General features: G+C 37.8%; 28 protein-coding genes. 7 read left to right on the top strand and 21 right to left on the bottom strand.

All coding sequences use genetic code 11. The features are described 5' to 3' along the window. The first annotated feature begins 85 nt into the window (after positions 1-85). From GS400_RS06785 to GS400_RS06775, 3 genes are all read left to right on the top strand, one after another. Positions 86-934 (top strand): protein-glutamine gamma-glutamyltransferase, encoded by an 849-nt coding sequence (locus GS400_RS06785; RefSeq protein ID WP_370519764.1) that lies wholly within the window; start codon positions 86-88, stop codon positions 932-934. A 104-nt stretch (positions 935-1038) separates the two neighbouring features. Continuing rightward, the gene (locus GS400_RS06780; protein ID WP_304608244.1) at positions 1039-1197 is read left to right on the top strand and encodes a YjcZ family sporulation protein; all 159 of its coding nucleotides are present in this window, start codon (positions 1039-1041) and stop codon (positions 1195-1197) included. A gap of 81 nt (positions 1198-1278) precedes the next feature. Beyond that, positions 1279-1533 (top strand): hypothetical protein, encoded by a 255-nt coding sequence (locus GS400_RS06775; protein WP_160100231.1) that lies wholly within the window; start codon positions 1279-1281, stop codon positions 1531-1533. Between the two features lie 466 nt (positions 1534-1999). On the opposite strand, the gene GS400_RS06770 is transcribed toward GS400_RS06775, so the two are convergent. The 19 genes from GS400_RS06770 to GS400_RS06680 form a co-directional block, all read right to left on the bottom strand. Next, positions 2000-2833, bottom strand: coding sequence for an NAD(P)-dependent oxidoreductase (locus GS400_RS06770; protein WP_160100229.1), 834 nt, complete (start codon positions 2831-2833; stop codon positions 2000-2002). 362 nt (positions 2834-3195) lie between these two features. After that, positions 3196-4014 carry a carbohydrate ABC transporter permease gene (locus GS400_RS06765; RefSeq protein ID WP_160100227.1) on the bottom strand — a complete coding sequence of 273 codons (819 nt, stop codon included), beginning with the start codon at positions 4012-4014 and terminating at the stop codon, positions 3196-3198. Between the two features lies 1 nt (position 4015). Next, a complete protein-coding gene (locus GS400_RS06760) occupies positions 4016-4921 on the bottom strand; it encodes a carbohydrate ABC transporter permease (protein ID WP_160104534.1) in 906 nt (301 codons plus the stop codon). 273 nt (positions 4922-5194) lie between these two features. Next, positions 5195-6466: an ABC transporter substrate-binding protein gene (locus GS400_RS06755; RefSeq protein WP_370519763.1), complete on the bottom strand. Its 1272-nt coding sequence runs from the start codon at positions 6464-6466 to the stop codon at positions 5195-5197. A gap of 477 nt (positions 6467-6943) precedes the next feature. Continuing rightward, complete coding sequence (locus GS400_RS06750; RefSeq protein WP_160100223.1) at positions 6944-8461, bottom strand: response regulator; 1518 nt, start codon at positions 8459-8461, stop codon at positions 6944-6946. Further along, positions 8461-9906 (bottom strand): sensor histidine kinase, encoded by a 1446-nt coding sequence (locus GS400_RS06745; protein WP_160100221.1) that lies wholly within the window; start codon positions 9904-9906, stop codon positions 8461-8463. Before GS400_RS06745 ends, GS400_RS06750 begins: the two co-directional genes overlap by 1 nt. Continuing rightward, positions 9903-10910 (bottom strand): sugar-binding protein, encoded by a 1008-nt coding sequence (locus GS400_RS06740; protein WP_160100220.1) that lies wholly within the window; start codon positions 10908-10910, stop codon positions 9903-9905. Before GS400_RS06740 ends, GS400_RS06745 begins: the two co-directional genes overlap by 4 nt. A 48-nt stretch (positions 10911-10958) precedes the next feature. Next, positions 10959-11453, bottom strand: a complete 495-nt coding sequence (locus GS400_RS06735; protein ID WP_160100218.1) for an NUDIX hydrolase — start codon at positions 11451-11453, stop codon at positions 10959-10961. 128 nt (positions 11454-11581) lie between these two features. Further along, complete coding sequence (locus GS400_RS06730) at positions 11582-11791, bottom strand: hypothetical protein (RefSeq protein WP_160100216.1); 210 nt, start codon at positions 11789-11791, stop codon at positions 11582-11584. Positions 11792-11807: 16 nt separating this feature from the next. Further along, entirely contained in the window at positions 11808-12131 is a 324-nt protein-coding gene (locus tag GS400_RS06725; RefSeq protein ID WP_160100214.1) for a hypothetical protein, read from the bottom strand. Between the two features lie 99 nt (positions 12132-12230). After that, a complete protein-coding gene (locus tag GS400_RS06720) occupies positions 12231-12434 on the bottom strand; it encodes a hypothetical protein (RefSeq protein WP_160100212.1) in 204 nt (67 codons plus the stop codon). A 34-nt stretch (positions 12435-12468) separates the two neighbouring features. Continuing rightward, a complete protein-coding gene (locus GS400_RS06715) occupies positions 12469-12690 on the bottom strand; it encodes a hypothetical protein (RefSeq protein ID WP_160100210.1) in 222 nt (73 codons plus the stop codon). Positions 12691-12934: 244 nt separating this feature from the next. Beyond that, a complete protein-coding gene (locus tag GS400_RS06710; protein ID WP_160100208.1) occupies positions 12935-13726 on the bottom strand; it encodes an alpha/beta hydrolase family protein in 792 nt (263 codons plus the stop codon). A gap of 344 nt (positions 13727-14070) precedes the next feature. Beyond that, on the bottom strand, positions 14071-15462 hold the full coding sequence (locus GS400_RS06705; protein WP_160100206.1) for a tetratricopeptide repeat protein: 1392 nt from the start codon (positions 15460-15462) through the stop codon (positions 14071-14073). Between the two features lie 101 nt (positions 15463-15563). After that, entirely contained in the window at positions 15564-15773 is a 210-nt protein-coding gene (locus tag GS400_RS06700) for a hypothetical protein (RefSeq protein ID WP_160100204.1), read from the bottom strand. Positions 15774-15791: 18 nt separating this feature from the next. Then, positions 15792-16523 (bottom strand): class I SAM-dependent DNA methyltransferase, encoded by a 732-nt coding sequence (locus GS400_RS06695; RefSeq protein ID WP_160100202.1) that lies wholly within the window; start codon positions 16521-16523, stop codon positions 15792-15794. Positions 16524-16538: 15 nt separating this feature from the next. After that, complete coding sequence (locus tag GS400_RS06690) at positions 16539-17003, bottom strand: NUDIX hydrolase (RefSeq protein ID WP_160104533.1); 465 nt, start codon at positions 17001-17003, stop codon at positions 16539-16541. A gap of 159 nt (positions 17004-17162) precedes the next feature. Next, on the bottom strand, positions 17163-18860 hold the full coding sequence (locus tag GS400_RS06685; RefSeq protein ID WP_160100200.1) for a M3 family oligoendopeptidase: 1698 nt from the start codon (positions 18858-18860) through the stop codon (positions 17163-17165). A 118-nt stretch (positions 18861-18978) separates the two neighbouring features. Next, positions 18979-19176: a cold-shock protein gene (locus GS400_RS06680; RefSeq protein WP_027446191.1), complete on the bottom strand. Its 198-nt coding sequence runs from the start codon at positions 19174-19176 to the stop codon at positions 18979-18981. A 336-nt stretch (positions 19177-19512) separates the two neighbouring features. Here GS400_RS06680 and GS400_RS06675 point away from each other — a divergent pair, with 336 nt between their 5' ends. Beyond that, positions 19513-20253 carry a PAS domain-containing protein gene (locus GS400_RS06675; RefSeq protein ID WP_160100198.1) on the top strand — a complete coding sequence of 247 codons (741 nt, stop codon included), beginning with the start codon at positions 19513-19515 and terminating at the stop codon, positions 20251-20253. Positions 20254-20366: 113 nt separating this feature from the next. On the opposite strand, the gene GS400_RS06670 is transcribed toward GS400_RS06675, so the two are convergent. After that, the gene (locus GS400_RS06670; RefSeq protein ID WP_160100196.1) at positions 20367-20723 is read right to left on the bottom strand and encodes a hypothetical protein; all 357 of its coding nucleotides are present in this window, start codon (positions 20721-20723) and stop codon (positions 20367-20369) included. A 261-nt stretch (positions 20724-20984) separates the two neighbouring features. On the opposite strand from GS400_RS06670, the gene GS400_RS06665 reads away from it, so the two are divergent. Then, positions 20985-21446 (top strand): hypothetical protein, encoded by a 462-nt coding sequence (locus tag GS400_RS06665; RefSeq protein WP_236561175.1) that lies wholly within the window; start codon positions 20985-20987, stop codon positions 21444-21446. A 66-nt stretch (positions 21447-21512) separates the two neighbouring features. Here GS400_RS06665 and GS400_RS06660 read toward each other — a convergent pair whose 3' ends face one another. Beyond that, positions 21513-22388 (bottom strand): pirin family protein, encoded by an 876-nt coding sequence (locus GS400_RS06660; RefSeq protein WP_160100194.1) that lies wholly within the window; start codon positions 22386-22388, stop codon positions 21513-21515. Positions 22389-22758: 370 nt separating this feature from the next. Here GS400_RS06660 and GS400_RS20460 point away from each other — a divergent pair, with 370 nt between their 5' ends. Both GS400_RS20460 and GS400_RS20455 read left to right on the top strand, forming a co-directional pair. Then, complete coding sequence (locus GS400_RS20460) at positions 22759-22902, top strand: MarR family transcriptional regulator (RefSeq protein WP_370519762.1); 144 nt, start codon at positions 22759-22761, stop codon at positions 22900-22902. Between the two features lie 7 nt (positions 22903-22909). Next, on the top strand, positions 22910-23068 hold the full coding sequence (locus GS400_RS20455; protein ID WP_370519761.1) for a hypothetical protein: 159 nt from the start codon (positions 22910-22912) through the stop codon (positions 23066-23068). The last annotated feature ends 21 nt before the right edge of the window (positions 23069-23089 follow it).

Raw genomic sequence — 23089 nt, 5'->3', positions numbered from 1 at the left:
GTTATTGTGAAAGTAATGATTAAGCTGTTATTGAAACATGTTCAAAACAACTATCGAATAAGATAAGTAACAAAATAAATCTGAAATGGGGTGTGACATGATACAAGTATCTGGAATGCCTTTTCAGCTAACGGATTCGTCGAACTTTGGAAATGAACAAACTATAATTATTAAAGCAATGATTGACGCACCTTCCCTTTATTCTTTTTCCTCATTTAATGACCTTTTATTTGATATCAATCTTCGAAAAGAAATTATAGAAAGTGCAAAAGAAATGAGTGAAGGTGAATCTGAATTTACAACATTTCAATATACCCAATGTAATCCTGAATACTGGTACTTAACGACAGAAGGTGGTTTCCAATTAAATCGTAATAAATACCCTTCTGATGCAATTCGAGATATTTATATAAACAGTTCACTTTATGCGTTTGAGTGTGCAATGGCGTGTGTCATCACCTTTTACAAAGCTACTTTGGATCGTATAGGGGAAGGTATGTTTAATTACGTGTTTCAAAACCTGTATTTATACAGTTGGCACACTGACGTTGACCTCGGTCTATACACCTTTTATGGGGACCATTTTATACCTGGGGATGTGGTTTATTTTAATAACCCTGAATATGATCCTAGCACTCCTTGGTACCGTGGTGTAAATGCTGTTGCTATGTTTGATGATGATGTTTTTGGTCATGGGTTTGGAATAAAAAGTACTGAAGGCATGATCCAAACCCTTAATGAAACGAGAAAGCCAGAGAGTAATCAAACCGCTTACTTAACAAGTTTGGTCACTAGAATTTCTATTCAAAATTCTGCAAACCGCAGCACATTGAATCCACTGTATAAACAGCAGCCTATGATTATTCACCACAATAAACCTTCCATTTCATATAGGCATTATCTATCCTATCTTTATAAAATGTTTATGAGTTAAATATGATTTTGGGTATGATACCCGCCCATTTTGTATGTTGACGGGCTCATGTCTGTACTAGGTGAGTATAATATAGTGAATAATCCCAAAAAGGAAGTGTTAACATGCATGCAAATGTAAATGCTGCTCCTGTTGCTGGAGCCAATGTTGCGCCAATGGCAACTGCACCTGGTTATGGATATGGTCGTAGGCCCGACACCTTTGTATTAATTGTCGTGTTGTTTATCTTGTTAATCATTGTTGGTGCTGTCTGCTACTGCTAACAGTAAGCATAAAAGAAAATCCTGTACAATTTTAGTTGTACAGGATTTTTTATTATTCATAACAGAATTAAAGCCCCCCTCTTGAAAGATCAGCTCAAATATATTAAGGTTGACCTTCCTGCTGTTGCCTCTACTCACTTAGAGAGGGGGCAAAATTTGAAACAATATGAAGTTGGTTCCTTAATTAAAAACCACTGTATTAATTGCCATAATGATGAACAAAAAGTTATGAAGGTAGTGCCTAAAGAATTTTCTGAAAAAGTAATAAATACACTATGGATTCAGTGTATAAAATGCGGACAAAACCATAGTCGTTTAACATCAAATAATGACTAATTCTAATTAAAATTATAATTTCACTTATCGATTAACGTGTCATGACTTGCGCTTGGCACGTTTTATTTGTTTATTATCATGGCTTTGATGAGCTTCTAAAACCTTTTTTTCTCAACTTAATGAACCTGTTAATTAGAAAGTTTACCTTTCGCAAATGAAGCATTAAATAATGGTTTCCTTCCTCCGTAATCGCGCCCTAATTAGGAAGACTTGATTCGAAGATTAATACCATTATTTGTTTAACTACTTGTTAACGCAATTAGGGCCAAACTTTTTTAGTTTTCAGCGTTTGAACACTAACTCCCCCCATTTTTTTAAGTTTTATGTTTTGTTGTATTTATAAAAAAGACAGGTTCTTAAACAAAAGCGCCCATAAACTGAAGACTTTAATTCTAGATAATTATAAATTTGTTTTTCACCTAACGTACTCGTTAGTTGTACACTAATTGATTACTTTAAACAATTATTAGTCTTTTGGTTTATCTTTTCCCATAGAGTCAAATAATTGTGAAGATGATAAGGCATTGAAAGGTAATGTGACATTGTGTTTAAGTCCTTCGTTGTAAGATGCTTTTAAGTCTGTAATTAGTACGCCCAATGAGGTATCTGCAGTCCATTCAGAAATATCGTCCCAATTTCGAGCTACCCAACTATCACCTGTACTTACTTGAAGTAAGTTTAATATCTCTTCCTCAGGCAAGTCATATTCATTCGCTAATTTAAGTCCTTCAGCTACTGCATTTATGTTAATACCCAGAATCATATTGTTAATTAATTTTGCTGCCTCGCTGTTACCTGGTTTATTACCGTAGTAGAACGTATGGGATCCTATTGCATCGAAGTATCCCTTAAAAGATTCCACGATTGCCTCATAACCCGATGTCATAATTGATAATGTACCAGCTTGAGCACCTGAAACCCCACCACTTACCGAAGCAGAAATCATTTTTAATTCACTTTCTTCTTCGACTTTCTTACCTAATTCATTCATTGAATCAGGGTCGAGAGTACTCATAACGATAATTGTTTTATCTTTAGGATGGGCAGATAATAGACCGTCTTCTCTAAAAATGATGTCAACATTTTGTTCATAGTCACGAACCATTGAGATGATTGCCTCGTCTGCTAGTTCTCCTACCTCTTTTAAAGTTTCTACCATGGTTATTCCAGCATGGTTTGCCTTTTCATATACTCCTTTGAAAGCGTCATAGCCTATTACTTCAAAACCAGCTTTCTTTAAATTAACTGCCATTGGAAAGCCCATCGCTCCTAGCCCTACAAATCCAATTTTTTTACTCATTATAATTCCTCCTATTGATTAAAAAATCATAATCCATCACATCAATAACTTTAAAAAAGTTGATTATGCTTTGTGTTTTTACGATAAGTCGACAAATTCATTTTTTAAGGTCTTAAATCGCTAGTCCAGTTATTTTATTCCATATTATCAAGGATCCAGCTTAAGGAACAATTGATATGGTTCCTGACTTGGTTGTAATGGCTCGGTGAAACGTTCAAGTCTACTAGCTTTACAGAATTATGTTTCTTTAGTTCAATCGACAGTGAAGCCTCACTAACTAGAAGGAAGTTTACCTACAACTTATGAAGAAAATAAAAAAACACATGATCCCAAAAGTGAGATCATGCGCTTGATAGAACCTATTAACCTTTTACAGAACCAGCCAGCAACCCTCTCACAAAATACTTCCCTACTAAAATATAGACAAGCAGAGTTGGCAATGCAGCTAGTAAAGCCCCGGCCATTTGGACGTTCCACTGAACAACCTGACTTCCGGCAAGGTTTTGTAAAGCTACCATGACCGGTTGTTGATCAGATTGTGTCAGGGATACAGCAAATAAAAACTCATTCCAAATGTTTGTGAACTGCCATATCGCAACGACCACAAATCCTGAAATCGATAATGGGAACATAATCTTTCCGTAAATCTTTAAGAAGTTTGCTCCATCGATTTTAGCTGACTCCAACATCGAGTATGGAATGCTTGCGTAGAAATTTCGAAACATCAACGTGGTAATCGGAAGGCCGTACACCACGTGTGTGAAAATCAACCCTGGAATAGAGTTGTATAACCCCATATCTCTAAGGAAAACAATCAAAGGAATCAGGATACTTTGATACGGAATGAACATCCCAAACAAAATCGCTGTAAAAACGATTTCTGACCCCTTGAACTTCCACTTTGACAAGACATAACCATTCAATGATCCAAACAGCGCTGACAAGAGTGTTGCTGGAATCACAAGGTAAAAGGAGTTCATAATATTTGGAGCAAGTTTTGAAAATGCCGTGCTATAGCTACTTAAGTCAATGGTTGATGGTAGCTGCCACATCGTATCTAATGAGATTTGATCAAATGGCTTTAAGCTCGTGACGATCAACACATAGACAGGCATTAAGTAAAATAAGCTGAATGCAATGAGTATTAAATAGATAAATGGTTTCGTTAAACGTTTGGCCATGTTAATCCTCCCTCCTGTTGACGACTAAATAAGGGATAATAAACACTGCAACACTAATTAGAAGGATCATGGCAATGGCCGCACCACTCGCATAATCATTAGCCCTGAATGTTGTTTCGAACATATACAACGCTGGAACATCAGTTACATAGTTCGCTCCAGGTCCAGTCATCGCATAAATCAAATCAAATATTTTTAACGAGATGTGTGCCATAATAATAATCACACTCATCGTTATAGGACGAAGCTGAGGAAAAATAATTTTGCGGTAAAGCTTCCATTCTGACGCTCCATCCATACGAGCGGCTTCTTTTAATTCTTCAGGAATCCCTCTCAAACCTGCAAGATACATAGCTAAAGAGAACCCTGTCATCTGCCAAACGGCTGCAATGACAATGGCAATGATCGCAACAGGAATGCCAAATTCAATTTTTCCGATCGGTATCCCAAAAAGGACTTCAGTGCTCACATACCATTTCGGCGATAACCCAATCTTTTCCAATAAAAGGTTCACACCTGTAGAAGGGTTCAATAACCACTGCCAGACAACTCCTGTTACAACGAATGATAGTGCCATCGGAAATAAGAATATGTTACGAAAAATCGATTCCCCTTTAATATTCTGATCAATAAGAATCGCAAGTAGTTGTCCCATAAAGGCAACAGCACCAATAAACAGAACTGTAAAGATAATCGTATTTCGTATATCTGCCTGGAAACGAAAATCCTTAAATAAATTAAGATAGTTTTCAAAACCAGCAAATGAATAATTGGGAATCAGAGAGCGCCATTCACTCAGTGACACATACCCTGTCCAACTAATAAAACCATAAACAAAAATGCCTATAAAGATAATGGAAGGTAAGATAAATAAAATAGACCAAATACGATCGGAGTTGCCTTTAATCACCTGAACAGCCTCCTTTCATTTCTAAAGCGGAAGCGCCTGCTTAGCAACGAAGGGAGTGGACTGAGCCCGTAGTAAGATAAAGGAAACACAAATTGTGAAACAATTTGATGTTGACTTATCGAACGGAGGCGAGGGAACTCCCTTCGTTGCTGGGCGCTGGAGCTGGATGTGGCCCACTCTACTAAATAAATTAAAGCCACTAATTACAAAAATCACCTTACTCCATATAAACGATAGAAGGGAGGCACACTTGACCTCCCCGCTACCCTATTATTTAAGTGAGCTTACAGATTGTTTTAGTGATTCGATAAATTGGTCTACTTTTTGCTGTGTAACAAATACGTTTACTGCCTGGTTTACTTTCGTTACAACCTGTTCAGGTGCTGCTGAACCGTGAGCTAAGCTTGGTGTAAGCTTTGAATCTTTGAAATCCTTGATTGTATCTGTAGAATACTTTCCGTACTTAGACATGTCTGCATCTGTACGGGCAGGGATCGAACCTTTTTTCGGGTTAAATGCGTCCTGACCTTTTTTCGAACCAAGAACCGTTAAGAATTCTTTTACTTGGTCAGGATTTTCAACGCCTTTAGGTAATCCGAATGTATCCGTGATAACCTGGAATTCGCCTTCTGTTCCTGGAGAAGCGAACCAACCATAATCTTCACCTGGCTTTAGGTCCTTACTCTTGTAATAACCATTCGCCCAGTCACCCATGATATTCATAGCTGCTTTTCCATCAGCTACTAACTGAGAACCATCCTGCCAAGCACGAGCGCTGTGATCTTCGTTTACATAAGCTAGAACTTTCTTGAACATTTCAGCAGACTTCACAACACGCTCATCATCCATTGGAATTTCACCATTCCAAAGTTTGTTGTAGTCTTCTGCTCCTAGGTTTGCCTGAAGAATGCTTTCGAAGACCATAGTGGATGGCCACACGTTTTTGTCACCAAGAGCAAGTGGTGTGATGCCTTTCGATTTAAGCTTTTCAGCTACTTCTAAGAATCCATTCCAATCCTTAGGTGGTTCTATGTTGTTTTCTTCAAATACCTTTTTGTTATAGAAAACGACGTTTCCGCGGTGAATATCAACTGGAACGGCATAGATATTCCCGTCTTTACTAACCATATCGATTAGATCTTGAGGAAAAACGTCTTTCCAGTTATTTTCTTCGTAAAGATCGTTCAGTGGCTGCATTTTATCAGCCGCTACCCAACCTGCAAGCAGCTCATCTCCACCGTGTACCTGGAATGTGGATGGTGGGTCTCCTCCTTGCATACGGTTAGCTAGCACAGCTTTGGCGTTTGAACCGCCGCCTCCTGCTACTGCTGCGTTTTCGATTTCTATGTCTGGGTGTTCTTCTTTAAATTGATCCATAAGTGCGTTAAGACCTTCAGACTCCCCGCCTGCAGTCCACCAGCTGAATAATTCAATTTTTCCTTCTCCTCCAGATCCATCTGAACTAGAGTCGGAATCGCTACAAGCTGCCATTGTCCCGATTAGAAGGATGGCGATCATCCATAAAAAACCGTATCGTTTCAAAAATAAAACCCCTTTCATCCATAAGTAATTGTAATCGCTTTCATTTACAATGTATCATGGTGAAGGGGTGTTCATTTTAAGAACTCTCTTCAATATTTTGTTGTTTAACCGCATTATTTTGATGTAAGAAAAACGGAGGTGCCCGATTAGCAACTTATATGCTGGATTGAGCCGCAGTAAGATTAACAAAACTTGCTGATTGGCAAGCCAATAGGCGCAGACAGAAGCATAATTACCATGGTACTTTCACCTAGAAATTTTAACTACGTCGAGTTCCTTCATTGTTAAAATTTCATTTAACAAACGTGTAAAGGAAACACGAAGAACGAAGTGATTCGATGTTGACTTATCTTACTGAAAGAATGATCGACTAAGTACGTCACGTCCTGTGACAACGTCGATCTAACCCACGTCGTGTGGGCCCAAGCATACTAGTTGCTGGGCGCTGGAGCTAGACACCTATGATCAACATCTTATCTATGACTTCATAGAAGGAACCCTATATTCAGAAGGCGTCACGCCCATTCGTTTTTTAAACACACGACTAAAATAATTCGGATCTTTATAGCCCACTAGTTGGCTGATTTCTTTTAAAGGTTTATCGGTTGTTGTTAATAGCTCTTTGGCTTTTACAACCCTGAGATCTGTCAGGTAATCTACAAAACTTTTATTGAGTCTCTCTTTAAAGATTTTGCTGAAGTAATAAGGACTTAAAGATACGTGTTCTGCAACGTCTTCAAGCGTAATGGGTTCTTCAAAATGAGATTTAATCCATTCTTCCGCTTCCCAAATCGCATCTTTTGACGTGACATGCTTCCAGCTTCGAATCCCATCTGAAGCTTGTGCCACCTTTTGTACAGCCCATTTTCTCCAATCACTTGGATTCATTTCTTCAGGAAAATCACTTAGTAAGCTTTGCTCCGCTATGCCCATTTCTTTGATAATGCCGTAGACTGCATGAACAAGATCCTTACAATAAGAGATCCTTTCCTCAACACCTTCATCCAGTAACGGCCAGAGCTGTTCAAATTGATGAATGGCTAAATCAGAATCTCCACTACGTACAGCTTCATAGATTTTCTTCTCTTGCACTACACGGTTAAAGGCACCAGGGGCAAGTTGTGATTTGGCTTCATCATACAAAACATATCCTTTTTGAAGATTCACAAAAGCCATTGCAATCACAGCCTCATGATAGGAATGAATGAGCTGTGAAGGTTCATTATAAAGGTTTCCAATACCGATGGTAATCTTTTTTTGGAAAGCGGATTGGAATCGTTGCAGAGTGGTTCTAATCCATTTTGATAGATTTGCAACCTTTTCCTCATCCTTAAAGGCAAAAACCCAAACAGGAAAGTGTCCGCTCTGGATCGGTCCAACTAAACAATAAGTGCTTTTCTCCAACTCTTCTTTGATCCACACTTGTTGTTCTTCGTATCCTTGTGGGTCATCCAAATGAACAATCATCGCACAACCCTTACCACTAGATGCAGGGAAAAATGAAGCTAACTCTTCAGGGTAATGCTCCATAACTCGCTCCGTAAAATAAGCTTGCATCCAGTTAGATTGAATCAGTGACAGAATGGCCTGCTTATCCTGGCCTTCATTCTCTTTTTGTCGTTTTTCTGCTATTCCATTCAAAACTCGCTGAAATGTAGCATAGAGTTCAGATTTTTTTGCAGGCTTTAACACATACTCCTGAACCCCCTGTCGCATGACTTCCCTTGCATACTCAAATTCGTTATATGCCGTCATCATGATGATTTCAATGTCAGGATTCCAAGCTTTTATCTCTTTAACAGCTTGAATGCCATCCATACCAGGCATTTTGATATCCATTGTGATTAAATCTGGGTGATGCTCCTTAGCTAAATCGATCGCTTCTCTTCCTGATACCGCTTCTCCAATGAGTTTGAGCTCAGTAAATTGGTCCGTGACCATCTTTTTCAACCCTTCGCGCTCGATCATCTCATCTTCAACCATTAGCCACTTCATCATATCCCTCCTCTGGCCTGTTCGATTGGAAGTTGGAGTCGAATAGTTGTTCCATTCCCTATCTCAGAATCGATCGTCACAAGCTCTTCTCTCTCATAAAACAACTCTAGCCTACGAATAATGTTCGGTAAGCCAATCCCTGTCGTGTGTCCATTTCTGTTTGTCTCTTGTAGTTCTTCATCATTACTCGGTGTGGCTAAAAGTTTTTCCACTTGTTCCTCACTTATCCCTACACCATTATCTTGTATATCAATAAGGGTCATACCATCTCTAATCATTGAAGAAATACGAATTTCTCCCCCAGCTTCCAAATTTTCAATACCATGAATAAAGGCATTTTCTACAAGAGGCTGGAGGGTTAAAACAGGAAGAGGTGTCCCTGTTGTATCCGGATGGATGTCCTCTTCATAAGTAAAACGTTGACCAAAACGAGCTTGTTGAATAAACATATACTCATTTACATTTTTCAACTCTTCTTTTAACGTAGTCGGTTGGTCCAATCGCGTTAAATTATGGCGAAGCAAAGTAGACACTGCTTCAATCAACTCACTTGTCCTTTTTGCATCCTCAATATAAGAGGTTTTCGCAATCATATTAAGCGTATTAAAAAGAAAGTGTGGATTCACTTGACTCTGTAAGCTCTTCAGCTCCATTTCCTTCATCAATCGTTTCATTTCAGACTTCTGTTTAATTTGCGTTACAAGAGATTGAATGTTTTCTCGCATACTATTAAACGTTTCCGTTAAAAACCCGAGCTCATCCTTTGTTTGCACAGGTACTTTCTCCCCATCAAACTTTCCAGAAGCAATTTCTCTAGCTGCATGAGCCAGGTCATGGATAGGTCTTGTGATTCCTCGTGAAAACCAAAACGCAAATAACAGCGATGCAAACAACGTGAAGGCAAAGACAGCTAGGCGCATTTTTTCAATAAAGCCATTGTGGACGACAAGGCTTTTGTAAAAACTATCATATTCCGATAACTCTTCATTAATGAGTGTGAGTGCTGTTTCTTGAAGATAAGACAGTACTTCCTCTGCCTCAATCATACGAGCAGAGTACTCTTTAATGTTTTCCTTCTGATAAGCTTGGAGGGCTTGATCGCTTTCCTCAAGAAAGCTTTCAATCATATTGGAGTAGTTCTCCACCACCAATTGATTTCGATCAATCTTTTCAGGCAGTTGCCCTTGCAAGGTTTTAAGTTCTTCTCGCCCATCCTTATACTCTTCTAACAGTTCAGGAGATTTATTAATAATATAGCTCTTTAAATTTTGATAGACGTCTTCTGTAGTTTGTTCAACTTCGTTCAGTAAAAAGAAGCGTTCAAGCAAAATATCATATTGTCGAATGGTATCTTGGCTTCCTTGATAGAGAAAGTAGGCAACGCCATTCATAAATAAGATCAACAAGATGAAAAAGGTCATGAGCTTCGTCTGAATATGAATCATGATGGACCCTCACTTTCATCAGGAGAAGGTTCCTTTCTCGTTAAATCATCTCGTCTTAAAATATCCGTTCCTGTATGATGAATGGGCTCAACTGTCTTCCCATTACCAATCTGCGTTAGTAGTCTCACACTTTCATAACCCATTTTATAAGGCTTCTGAACAACGGTTGCATCGATAATGCCATTCCGGATAAGTTCGATCGTTTCAGGTAACGTGTCAAAGGCTATGATATAAACACCATTTGTACGCCCTCTTTGTTGAACCGTTGAAGCAATTCCATAACTATCTAGGGCACTCGTGCCAAAAAAAGCATCCATATCGGAATACGTGCTGAGCATTTCATCTGCTTTTTCAGCCGCTTGGATACGAGTGATGTTTGAGGCCTTTACGTCTAAAATCTTAACCCCTGGAGCATTCTTTACAGCATCGCGAAACCCTTGAACACGAAGTTGCATATTGCGGGCCTCGAAGCTCCCTGTAATTATGCCCACATTGGCTTCACCACCCGTATCCTTGATAAGAGCTTGTCCAGCTAAAAATCCAGCCTGATAGTTGTCTGTACCCACATAGGCTGAGCGTTCACTTGATGCTGCGTCCGTATCAATCGTGATAACAGGAATACCCTTATCGATCGCTTGATTGATGACAGGAGCAAACGTTTTTTCATCTAATCCCTGTGTGATAATGCCATCGACTTTGGCTGCAACAGCTTTTTCAATCCATTCTATGTGCTCTGACACACTCGTCTTTTTCGGCCCATTGTACTCAACTGATACACCTAGGGCCTCCTCTGCTTCTCTCGCCCCTTTTTCGACTAACCTCCAATAATCATTATCTGTCTCTTGTGGGATCAAGACGAAATGAAAATCCTCTTTCTCTTGTGAATGGACTTGATCAATTCGCACATTATTTTGAAGCGCTTTCATATAATAGAATACTGAAATACCACCAAAGAGCAACATCCCCCCTGCTAGAATGATATAAATCAACCGTTCATATCTCATACTCGCCAGGCTCCTTTAGCTCCCGTTTTTATTTATGTATGAAAACCTCTATTTTTCTACCTTCAAAGCACTTGCCAGAACTTCTCGGTAAACATCATTCCACTTATGATAATAGTCAGCTACTGCATTGGTATGGATAAATGTTCGTTGTCCTGATTCATGTTCAGCTTTAAAAGGATGCAATTGGGTAATATCCATTCTGTAAAAAGCTTGGTATCCTATCTTTGGATAAGGACCATTTTCATGCCAATTTGGATTTTCGCTATGATTAACTTCAATCGTTCCAAGAAATGCACAATCCCCTTCCACATACCCTTCTTCCATCGCCTCTCGCTTGAAGCACTCTATAGGGGTTTCTCCGGTTTCAATATGTCCACCTGGGAAATCCCATCCACGATCAACTAAATCAACCATCATTAACTGACCATCAAAAAAGCAAAAACCATGCGCGCTTGTGATGAGGTCTTTTTGTGGAAGATGATCACGTTCTTGCCAGGTTAGCTTAACCTTCGCCTCTCCCCAATCCACATATGTAGATGTCATGTTTTTTCCTCCTCACCTCCCTATTTCTATTTTTACAGGGGGTAATCCTTTTCAAAATTTCGTTTTTATCTCGAAATACATGAATGCCGTAACACTTATATGTGTGTCACGGCATTTTTTGAGTGAGTTTATTCATGATTGGTTATTTGCTTCACCATTCTTTCTGCAATCTCTTCAGATGGTTGTTTATGAGTTTGACTCAAGATTACATTTAAAGAATAAGTAGCATCTTTAGTGTTCAGAACATAATTTTCCTTATTTCCCACAGCAAAATACTGAACCTCATAGCCTGAAATGATTAAGAGAATGACAAATAAATAGATTCGTACACACTTCAATTTACCATTCCTCTCGTTATCTTAAGGTTTCCTTATCCCCAATGTGTTCTATTTGGTCCAGTTTCCACGGTTTATTACCTTCCTTTGAATAGCTTGTGGAATAGGTTTTTTCTTTCTCAATTAAATTCCAAACCATAGGATTTTCTACCATTATTTTTTTCTTAACTTGTTTTTCGCTATAAAGATCGTAAGCAATGATCCATGCATGTTTATAGTCTTCTGAATAACCTTTATTTACAACATGTAAATCAGATGCAGTGGAAGTAATAGATGCGCCAGTACATGCGGACATAACAAGGAGGCATATACTAACAACTAAAATAGAAAGCATTCTTTTCATTGAGCTGCACAACCTTCTTCAAGTTATAATTCAAAAAGAACCAAAACAGAATTATTCAAGATTTTTTCTCTTTAATAGGTACCTTTCAAGTTTAGGGGCCTACATCCCAAACATCCCTATCATTCCCCAAATCTGCATCAACGCCTGACTCAAGATAATGACAACGGCTCCTAAAATGACAAAGGTAAGATAACGTCTTTTTTGTGTACCTACTCTTAATTCCCAAACGCCTAATGCACTCAAAACGATACCAATTAACATCAGTAAATATTTTATAATGTAAAGTGAAACTGCATAAAGCATATGTATAACTCCTTTTCTTACCTCTATCGTTCACTTAGCTATATTGCTCTTGATCTTTTCCTTTCTTAAATAACAAAATCGAATGTACAATTGCACTGAAACCCATAAAAAATTGTACCCCAAAATGGAACCAGACGGATTTGTAACCTAAGCCCTCCCCAATGGGGCCTACTCTTGGAGCATAACTCTTATAAAGCACAAAAAAAGCAAGGATCCAGATGAGTATTCCTCCAACTAATAATATGTATTTACACATCCAGCCCCCTCCTTATTGTGTTACTTTCTAATCCCCTTACAACTTACCATATTTTTCTTTTTAGATATATATGTTCTGGATGAATTATGCAAAAAAAGAGCTGAACAGTAAGTCAGCTCTTCTGATGTAACCAATTTTAATATGGATCTGAAGCCTGTCCCATCCAGTGGCACTCTCTTATGTAACCCCCTATTGGTTTCCTTTTTACATGATTCTAAAAAGAAGGGTGACGATCCAAATCAGATTATTTTAATAACTCCATCTCTTGCAAAATCTCTGCCCAGGCGTCTGTACTGGGATCCACTATCATAAAGTGCTCAGCATTCGGGAGCTCCACCAATTTCACAAAATCACCAAACTCCTCGGCTTCTCGATAGTAGTGTTGGCTGATTCCTACGGGCACATGGACATCCAATGCGCCATGAACCAATACTTGATGAACATCAAGGGGTAAGAGCGCACTTGGTGATGCTTCGTTGTACCGGTTTGCCACTTCACCCGGAGATCCACCCAATAAATCAGCAGTTGGATTACTTGGTTCTCCTCCAACAGCTTGATTTCGAATATCGTGTACCTTATGCATCAAACGAAGGTCTGTTACACCCGCTAAACTCACGGCACTTTTGATTTTGAGAGGATCTTGTGTATGAAGTTCGCTGCTATCCGGTAAACGATGACGCCCAGCTAACCATAATGCAAGATGCCCGCCAGCAGAATGACCTATCGTCACGACATTATCTAATTGGAGAGAATATGTATTCGCAAGTGTTCGTACATAATCAGCTGCATATGCAACATCAAGCAACGTACCAGGCCAACTCCCACCTTCATGACCAACACGACGATATTCAATATTCCAAGTAGCCCATCCGTTTTCTGCTAAATTCTCAGCAACTGCATTGATTTGCTCAATACCATATTCACTTCTCCAAAACCCTCCGTGAATAACGACTGTAACAGGATGAGGTCCATCTCCCTCAGGAAGGCGTAATTCGCCGAATTGATGTTCATTATTACCGTAGTAGATTTTTTTCATTAACCTAGTTCCTCCTTGATCTTACTCAAATGTTCTAAAAAACACGATTCTTAAATTTTTCTAGTCGATTACTCGTATATCGTAGCATACTTTCCGAACCATCTAATGCAATGACATTTGAGTGACAATAATTCTTCATGATCACCTCTGTTAACCATCCTCCACCAACACATATATTCACAACCGTAAACGAAGCATTCTTTATTAGAAATGAAGCATAACCTCACACCACATACTTATTCTCATTTCTATTATCTAAATAAATACGTACATCAAAACTTATTTAAATCAATTAAAGGCTCTGTACCGGTTTGATACAGAGCCTTTAAACTCTTTGATGTCATCTATGCTTTCACCATATCCACATATAATTTCTGATACGCCTTTGCTTCTTGGCTTTGACCTAACTCATTATAAATTTTAGATAACCATTGTACAGGTTTAGGATTTTGGTCATGTAGCTCCATCTCCCAGCTAAAACATTCAATTGCCTCATCCATTTGGCTAAATTCATAGTACAACTCACCTAACTCCAACTGTTTATTCGGCTCATCCTGTAACACCTGCATTTGATCCACTTTTTCAATTATAGGATCAGCTTGAGGTAGGCCACGTAAAGGTTCTAGCCATTTTTGTATAAAGGATATGGAATGGTCCTTCATCAGCATTTTAATAGCTTTCTGTAAAAGTGACGCAGCTTGATTAGGTATCTTCTTAAATAAGGAAGCGATCACCGTGTTTAATTCCTCAATCTTCACATCAATTTCCTCAAGGTTAATGTGGTCTAAAACTTTATTAAAAGACTCAAGTTGATCCTCTCGTAAATCTAAATGTTGTGTAGCGATAAGGTTTAAGGCTTTTTCAGGACAATCCAATTGTACATACTGATTGAGTAAATCTTTTTGGAGTATTTTATTATTTGGGACTCGAGAAAATAAATCCTCTAACAATTGCATAAAGGCTTTACCTTGGAAATGAGACATCATTTTGTGTTGGATAAAGGTGTACCAATTATCAGTTGGGTCGTTTTCAAACTTTTGAATGGATATGGTGAGATCATCTATCCACCGCTCTTCTTCTTGTAGAAATTGAGAGAGTTTTTGAAAGGCTTCATCATCATGAAGGTGATCATGTAAAACTTGTTCATAATAAATGGGGTCTTTTTCTTTTAAAGAGGTGTTCAGTTGCTCATAAAGAGGATCGAACTTTTTAAACTCCAACGTACTAGCTAGAGAACGAACAAAGCTATTGGATGAGGCAAAATTGGCTAGGACACGATATATGCGATAGCAAGCAAACATTTTACCATTACGGCGGTTTTCATAGAACATTGTTTTAATAAATTTTATGAGCTGTTCTTTCTTAATAAACGATTCAAAAAAAGATGCAATTAGGGTAACTTCATCATAATTATACTTTTGTTTTAACTTAGGAAATAGATCATTAAATAGATGTTTCTTATATGGTTCAGACTCTGAAATCGTAGCATCAATAAGAGGATGAGGTGCGTGGAAAGTTGTGCCATGATCTAAGGCATTCTTGGCATATGAATCGGGTTTTAGAGGCTTTTCTTTTACAATATTTAAGTATTTTTGCTTATAGAAAAACATGTAGTAATGTTGTGCTTCGTCATCTGTACATTCAACGATTTTACCTTGTTTATAAACCGTCATCCGATTGACATATACAGCGTATTGCTGCTTATGATCTTTAATTGTTACTTTTGGTTGAGACATGGAATCCCTCCTATCTACTTACTTTGAAGATACCATATATTACTTTTTTTAGCACGAAAAAAATCACCCAGACATGTTATTAGGGTGATTTAATCTTCTCATTATTTCAATTTCCAGAGTTCTTTAACCCATAAGTAAGCGACTTTAACAAATGCAATAAATCCAACAATGTAGACCAGTTCATATACGATATTAGCCAAAATCCGCCCAAATGGAATGTAATCTAATCCGTACCTCCCAAAATGATTCGCTAAGAACATAAATAATGCACTAACGATTAGAGCAATGAGTAACCTTATGTATCTTTCCATTACGATGAACTCCTTTCTTTATTTTTTACATGAGAATAGCAAAAACAATGGGATTCTCTTACGTCTCTTATATTCTTCTTCACTCGAGAAATTCTCTCGCTTAGGAGAACATTCACTTATATCCTCTATGCTAAAGCCTGACCGCTTCAACATTGCAAAATAGTCTTCAGTTGTACGATGATATTTGATTACCTGTTCTTCAATCCAAGGTTCAATCCGCTGACCTGTATTGAAATAATCATCTACAATCCAATTCGACTTCTTAGGGGATTTCGTAGCACTTTCAATAGAGGAAGTTAAGACAGGATGTTGGACGCTAAATATAAATCGACCTTGATTAGAAAGCGTTTTGAAGACTTGATCAAAAATGGTTTGCAGGTCTTCGATATAATGAAAGACTAGCCTGGACATGACAACATTGTATGTATGTTTCTCGAAATCCCAGCTTTCTAAAGGTGAATGGTAAACCGATCCTTTTGTTCCTTCCAAAACTGTATTCGCCGCTTCTACCATATTTTTTGACCCATCAACGCCAACAAAATGCTCGCATCCTCTTTGAAGCAATCCATATCCAAATCGTGCATCCCCACAACCGAGATCCAGAATATGCTTTCCTGTAACATCGCCTAGCTTTTCTAAAAACACTGGCGTCTCCATCACTTCATTCGGACTTTGTTCCCGTTTACGTCGGGCCATGTAATTTTCAAAAAAAGCGTGATTATCATAAGCCTGAGATCCTTTATAACTCATTTGTCGTCCCCCTTATTATCGATAAACCCCTCTTTTATTGTTAAGAAAATCTTCTAGAGCGTCATAGTGCTTTTGATGAAACAAAGGCGGTATATGTTCAACATCGAAGAATTCCAAATCAAGTGTTTCACTCTCATCAATCTTCATCTCGCCACCATTAAGCGAGCAATCAAAAAACACACCAATAGTCTGGGCCTTATCTCCATTTGGATACTCATGAAAATACTTACTATAGACACCAATCATCCCGTTTATCGAGATATCAAATCCGGTTTCCTCTTTAATTTCTCTTATAGCTGTTTCCTCAGCTGATTCACCAATCTCTATGCAACCACCAGGAAATCCCCATTGATGATTATCTCCTCTTTTTTGAAGGAGAAGCCTTCTCGACTCATCTTGAATGATAGCCCCAGCAAAATTTAATATGACATAATCATGCCCCACTTTACCTCGAAGCCATTTAATGTACTCCACTAAGATCCCTCTCCTGTGTTATTGGTTTTCTGATATGAATATGCTTTAAATCCTGATAGTCTAATAGATAAACAACCTCACTGCATGGTACCATAAATTTCTATATTAGGGCATTTTTTCTTAGATACAAAAATAGCCCCGGTACTCTACCAGGGACTAACATTTTTATTCTAGCTCATCAATTTCCGCATGAATAAAGTCCATTAACTCCTTCACCATCTCAGCAGAGAAATCAAACTTGATACCTGCTGCTTCATACACTTCATATAGGGATTTTGTATTTCCTAATGAAAGTGCTTCTTTATAATTCAGTAGAGCTTTTTCAGGATCTTCACGGTACTGCTTATACATTTGGACGGCACCTAATTGAGCAATCACGTACTCAATATAATAGAATGGCACTTCAAAAATATGAAGAACAAACAGCCATTGTGCTTTCCTTGCTTCCTCGTAGCCATCATAGTTCACAACGCCTGGATCGAACTCTTGGCGTAACTCCATATATTTGTTCATACGCTCTTCTTTTGTATGATTTGGATTTTCATACATCCAATGCTGGAATTGGTCAATGACGACACCACCAGGAAGGAATGTCACGATACCTTTTAAAACATCTAGCTTCGCACGCTTCAGATCTTCCTTTTTATCATAAAAATGGTGCCAATAATCCATCGTGATGAGCTCCATCGTCATACTTGCAAGCTCTGAAGACTCCATTGGCGTATCACGATAATAAGATAGCTCAATCGAACGCTTTAAGTCATTATGAACACAGTGTCCCATTTCGTGAACAAGGGTCATCATATCTGAGTGTGTGTTAGCAGCATTCATGAAAATAAACGATAACTCTGAAATCGGTAAAGGTGTGCAGAACCCACCTGGCGATTTATTTTTTCGATTCTCTAGATCTAACATGCCTCGTTCATTCATGATTTCAATCAGTTCTTTGAAACGAGGGTCAAGTTCACCTAATACAGTTGCTGTTTTTTCAACAAACTCTTCTGTAGTCTTAAACGGTTTCAAAGGCTTTTTATCAGAGGGAACAGCTTTCGTATCATAAGGTCGATAATCCTCTAAACCAAGCTCTCTTCTATGTTCATCTTGAATTTCTTTCGCCAATGGTAGGACGTGCGTTTTGATTGATTCAGCAAGCTCTTTACAATCCTCAGGTGTGTAATCAAAGCGCTCATATTTTTTGAACATGTAATCTCGATAGTTTTGGAGTCCGCTATTCTTTGCCTTTTCTTGACGAATTTCAATTAAACGGCTCATAATGTCCTGAAGGTCAGGCTTCACTTCTAACATTGCATTAAAAATCAATCCAAAAGCTTTTTTGCGTACAGAACGATCAGGGTCTTGTAAATAGGTGAATAATTGCGTAATCGTCTTTTCTTCACCATTCCATTCTGCGGTCAAAGCTCCTGTATGTTCAAAATATTGTGTAGCTAGCTTATCCTCTTCGATTTCAAGCTTAACATTCGCTTCATTAAACAACTCAAGGGCATTTTGTTTACTTCGGATTAAGCGACTGTACTCCGCTTCACTTAATTTTTCTTTCCACTGAGTGTTCATAAACTTTTGATCTAATTTCGCCTGATATCGCTTCACAAGAGGCTCAATCTCTTCTTGATCATATTCAAACGCTTCTTTTGCTTCCTGATCTTCATTGTTCGCTTGAAAGTCAATATAATGCCCATCTGTTGCCTCTTGGATCGCATCATAAAAATCAGAAACATCCTTGAGCCAAGCCTCTAGTTCTTCAGCTGATGTAATATCTCTTTCAAGTAAACCTTGAAAATGCTCTTCAACTTTTTCTTTATCTTTAAAATCGTATTTTTCAATGTAAACTTTGGTTGTATTCATCGTGTTCCTCCTAATAAATGGTCTCCTTATGTATTCGATGGAATCCTGTGAAATCCTTGTTCTATTGTACATAAAAAAAAGACTCCCACGAATGGAAGTCTTTTTCTTAAAGGATCAATTACTTTTGAACGTTAGCAGCCTGTGGGCCACGGTTACCTTCAACGATTTCAAAAGAAACTGTTTGGTTTTCTTCTAAAGTTTTGAAGCCTTCGTCTTGAATAGCAGAGAAGTGAACGAATACATCGTCTTGACCTTCTACTTCGATGAATCCAAAACCTTTTTCTGCGTTAAACCATTTTACTGTACCTTGTAACATAATGTTACCTCCTGCGTGGAATTAATCCACAATTAGATTACTATTTTTGCTCAACATATTCATTCAAGACGAAGCAACTTTCATTACTTTCTCTTTCATTCGTACACGAACATCAATAATTAACTTTTATTATAGCACAAGGTACAAACAGATGTCACGATATTTTTTCTTTTTTTAATCTATTTATCCAATTTGTCTCTCCTTTAAATATTATATTTTAAAACTTTTAGCACATTCAAATAAAGGGTTCTCCTATTTTTTCTTGTATACTATTAAAGAAGGTAATCATACTGAATATTTTATAGATTTAAGATTTTACATAAGGGTGGGAGAACCTTGGGTCATTATAGTGAACAAGTGTTAGATCAACTTTCTTTTGGCGTAATGGCGATCGATTTAGACTATCAAATCATCGCATTAAACAATATGGGGGCTGAGTTACTAAAAGTAAATAAAGACGATGTCATGGGAGGAAACGTTTATGATCTGTTTCCTTCAGCACCAAATGAAGTTCGTCATGTGGAGCGAACCATTGAAACACATGAAGAGTATCATGTAGATGTAATGCCTTATCACTGGGGAGATTACAATTTATATCTATCTATTCAAACGAGAATTCTAAAAGAAAATGATGAAGTGTATGGGGCTATGGTGGAGTTCACAGATGTGACAGCCCTATATGAAAAACAATTAAAATTGATAAACAGACTTGAAGATATGGCCGTGAACGTTATTCCATTGAATGAAGGAATTGCTCTTCTTCCGCTTCAACCGATTATAGATGAAGTAGATTTCCACTATGTATTAGATAAGAGTATTGATCGGGTTTCAAAGATGAATGTAAATGATTTGCTTATTGACTTTTCTGCAATCTCAACCGTAAACCAGGAGTTTTTAGAAAAGGTTAATAAATTAATTAAAGCGGTCTCATTAATTGGCACCAGAGTAACCATTACAGGTATCCGACCTGTAGTTGCAAAAGAGTGGGGCTTTTCTCGAGATCAATCTTTCCCTACAGAAATCTATCCGAATTTAAAGATAGCGTTGGATCGAATTTATGAAAAAGACCGTGTATAGTCTATATTTACAAAAAGGGGCCAGTACAAAGCTGGTCCCTTTTTTGAAGAATTAGAAGAGAGATTATTTAGTAGAATTATGAGGTATATGATAGTCATTCAAATAAAGAAAAATCAATCTTTTTTAAACTTCCTAATTTCAGATTCATGACGTATCGTTCTTGAGGATAGAGTGTCTAAAATTCGGTCATGTGATTCTACGGACTCTTTGATCTCATCTGCCTTCTCATCTACATGCTTTTCGATATTCTCAAAATATGGAGCAAGTCCATTTATGATATTGTGCTCTAACTTCCCAATACGTGTATCCATTTCCTGAAAGCCTGTTTCTATTCGTTTATTGATTTCTTGAAAACCATTTTCCATTCGTCCATTAGTTTCTTGCAAACCTTTTTCCATTCGTTCATTAGTTTCTTCAATACGTTCATTTAATTGATCTAATTTCTGTAGAATTAGTGATTCTGATTTCATTTTTCCACCTCCCGTATTCGTAATTATTTTTTATTATATAAGCGTTTTAATAGTCAGGCAATAGGAGTCGATTCATGAAAAAATTCATTTTAATGAATATGATGACAAGAAATTCTAATTAATCCCTATAGGCTTTTATCATTTTTGCTATTCGGTAACTACTTAAAATTCTTATTACATTTCGTCACTCCAAAATCCACATGACAAACATGAATGATACATATACATGTAAAAAAATCACCTAAGGAGGAGATTGTCTACATGTATTATATGTATCCCTATCCTTACTATAGACAAAACGGTTGGGCAAATGTTTTTACATTACTCCAACAAAGTTTATATGCAGAAGGTATGGTCTGTTCCATGAGTACGCAAATGCTTTATAACCCTGAAACGAAGGATCTAAAGGGGAACACGAAAATGCACGATCACCTTGTACCAGCGTCTTATCACAGAGTAACGGCATCAGGGTCTGCTTATCGATTAACCGCCGGGGAATCTGATCCTTATATCATTACGACTGCAATATCTTGTATAAAAAATGCTCAGAAGCAAGACAAAGGTGTACGTGAAGGCTTACAAATGATGAAGGAAAACGCAAACGATACATGGAGACCGTTTGTGGAACAAATTATTAAATGGCAAGACGTTGCAGAATCCACATTGGCTCAAGCAAAAGAAACGATGCAAAGTATGAATGTTTGGGAATCAAGTCAGTCATAGACCTTTACTAACGTATAAAAGAAGGATCACGTTTACGTCGTGATCCTTCTTTTATACTATAATGTCTTAAATCGCAGGAGGTCCAAACCTTCCTTCCTGAAAATCTTGAAAGGCTTTTTTAATTTCATCCATTGAATTCATCACAAAAGGTCCATAGGGAACAATGTTTTCTTTAATGGGCTTTCCTGAATAGACGAGAACTCTCGTACGCCTACGATTTGCCTTTAATGTAAGCTCGCTTGAAGCATCAGGATTTCCATTATCTCGATACGTTAACGTAGCTACGCCATGTTTTGCTAGTTTGTTTTGTTTCTCTCCAACTTCTACCTCGCCAGAAAGAACATATAAGAAAGCATTGTGATCCTCAGGTAAATCTAAAGTGTACTCAGTTCCCTCAGATAAATTCACCTCAGATAGGGTGATCGGAACAATGGAATCCATAGGTCCTTTAACGCCCGCAACATCACCAGAGTAAACCTTTACAGAACCCCCATCAAAATCCACAACAGGTGCATCTTCTGAATAAATATTTTGATATATGGTTTTTGTCTCTTTCTTATCCTGTGGGAGGTTTAGCCATAACTGTAGCGTATGCGCAATATCATCTTCTACCCCATCTTCTGCGTGACGAGCAGCCCATCCTGCGTTCATATATTGAACATCCCCAGGCTCGAGAATGTCGCGACCTCCACCGTTATCAATATGCTCGAGCCTTCCATCAATTACATACGTAACCGTCTGGAACCCTCTATGCGGATGGTCTGGGAATGTACCTTTTTTAAACCAATCCTCCGCCATCAAAATAAATGGATCAAAATCCTCCCAACGGTCAACGGGCAATACCCATCCTTTTTGAATAGCCGGAAAGTTCATTTCATTGTATTGAACATACCAGGAATCTTTTACACTTCGTTTTAACGGATCTTTATCATTCTCTGACATATTGAGTATCTCCCTTCTCAAATAAATTCTTTGAATCAAACAGTCGTCATATCAACCATATAGCAAGGATAAATCGTTAATACAGTAACTTTAATGGAATTATTTTTAGCATATTTTGTTTAAATTAGAACATATCATCCCCTCCAAATCAAACCTTTAACATTTTTCTATATGTGAATTAACAAGTTTGTTCGGACTAATTAACTGAAGTGTAATAGTTTGTGTAGCAACTAATTAGGAGGCACCTTTTGTGAATTTAGGATTTCAAGACTACATTGGCATCAAAATTCATTAAACTGATTTAAATTTAACCAAATATATCAAATCTAAATTAGAGGATTTCAACCTCGCACCTGAGCAAAATTTGGTCATGATGCTACTTTGGGAAAAAGACGGTCTAATGCAAAACCAGCTTGCTGAGAAGCTTTACAAAGACAAAACCAATTTTGCTCGTATGGCTTCTAGCTTAGAAAAAAAGGGATTCATTAGGCGAGCACACCCGAAGGAGACGTAGCTCATTAATGTTATACCTTACCGAATACGGCAAAGAACTTGGAGAAAAAGTGATGCCTGTAGCTGAGGAATTTAATGATGTAGTCACGAAGGGGATTTCAAATGAGGAAATCCAAGAACTAGAAAGATTATTCTCGAAAATTGACCAGAATGTCCAAGAACAATAAGGACATTTTCATCCGATTGTT

The organism is Pontibacillus sp. HMF3514, from assembly GCF_009858175.1.
Taxonomy (GTDB): Bacteria; Bacillota; Bacilli; order Bacillales; family BH030062; genus Pontibacillus.
This window is presented reverse-complemented; position numbering and strand designations above follow the sequence as displayed.

Excerpts from the sequence above, each read along its gene's own strand:
- GS400_RS06785 (WP_370519764.1), top strand. The coding sequence starts at position 86 with ATGGGGTGTGACATGATACAAGTATCTGGAATGCCTTTTCAGCTAACG.
- GS400_RS06780 (WP_304608244.1), top strand. The coding sequence starts at position 1,039 with ATGCATGCAAATGTAAATGCTGCTCCTGTTGCTGGAGCCAATGTTGCG.
- GS400_RS06770 (WP_160100229.1), bottom strand. The coding sequence starts at position 2,833 with ATGAGTAAAAAAATTGGATTTGTAGGGCTAGGAGCGATGGGCTTTCCA.
- GS400_RS06765 (WP_160100227.1), bottom strand. The coding sequence starts at position 4,014 with ATGGCCAAACGTTTAACGAAACCATTTATCTATTTAATACTCATTGCA.
- GS400_RS06750 (WP_160100223.1), bottom strand. The coding sequence starts at position 8,461 with ATGAAGTGGCTAATGGTTGAAGATGAGATGATCGAGCGCGAAGGGTTG.
- GS400_RS06745 (WP_160100221.1), bottom strand. The coding sequence starts at position 9,906 with ATGATTCATATTCAGACGAAGCTCATGACCTTTTTCATCTTGTTGATC.
- GS400_RS06740 (WP_160100220.1), bottom strand. The coding sequence starts at position 10,910 with ATGAGATATGAACGGTTGATTTATATCATTCTAGCAGGGGGGATGTTG.
- GS400_RS06735 (WP_160100218.1), bottom strand. The coding sequence starts at position 11,453 with ATGACATCTACATATGTGGATTGGGGAGAGGCGAAGGTTAAGCTAACC.
- GS400_RS06725 (WP_160100214.1), bottom strand. The coding sequence starts at position 12,131 with ATGAAAAGAATGCTTTCTATTTTAGTTGTTAGTATATGCCTCCTTGTT.
- GS400_RS06720 (WP_160100212.1), bottom strand. The coding sequence starts at position 12,434 with ATGCTTTATGCAGTTTCACTTTACATTATAAAATATTTACTGATGTTA.
- GS400_RS06715 (WP_160100210.1), bottom strand. The coding sequence starts at position 12,690 with ATGTGTAAATACATATTATTAGTTGGAGGAATACTCATCTGGATCCTT.
- GS400_RS06710 (WP_160100208.1), bottom strand. The coding sequence starts at position 13,726 with ATGAAAAAAATCTACTACGGTAATAATGAACATCAATTCGGCGAATTA.
- GS400_RS06705 (WP_160100206.1), bottom strand. The coding sequence starts at position 15,462 with ATGTCTCAACCAAAAGTAACAATTAAAGATCATAAGCAGCAATACGCT.
- GS400_RS06700 (WP_160100204.1), bottom strand. The coding sequence starts at position 15,773 with ATGGAAAGATACATAAGGTTACTCATTGCTCTAATCGTTAGTGCATTA.
- GS400_RS06695 (WP_160100202.1), bottom strand. The coding sequence starts at position 16,523 with ATGAGTTATAAAGGATCTCAGGCTTATGATAATCACGCTTTTTTTGAA.
- GS400_RS06685 (WP_160100200.1), bottom strand. The coding sequence starts at position 18,860 with ATGAATACAACCAAAGTTTACATTGAAAAATACGATTTTAAAGATAAA.
- GS400_RS06680 (WP_027446191.1), bottom strand. The coding sequence starts at position 19,176 with ATGTTACAAGGTACAGTAAAATGGTTTAACGCAGAAAAAGGTTTTGGA.
- GS400_RS06670 (WP_160100196.1), bottom strand. The coding sequence starts at position 20,723 with ATGAAATCAGAATCACTAATTCTACAGAAATTAGATCAATTAAATGAA.
- GS400_RS06665 (WP_236561175.1), top strand. The coding sequence starts at position 20,985 with ATGTATTATATGTATCCCTATCCTTACTATAGACAAAACGGTTGGGCA.
- GS400_RS06660 (WP_160100194.1), bottom strand. The coding sequence starts at position 22,388 with ATGTCAGAGAATGATAAAGATCCGTTAAAACGAAGTGTAAAAGATTCC.
- GS400_RS20460 (WP_370519762.1), top strand. The coding sequence starts at position 22,759 with ATGATGCTACTTTGGGAAAAAGACGGTCTAATGCAAAACCAGCTTGCT.
- GS400_RS20455 (WP_370519761.1), top strand. The coding sequence starts at position 22,910 with ATGTTATACCTTACCGAATACGGCAAAGAACTTGGAGAAAAAGTGATG.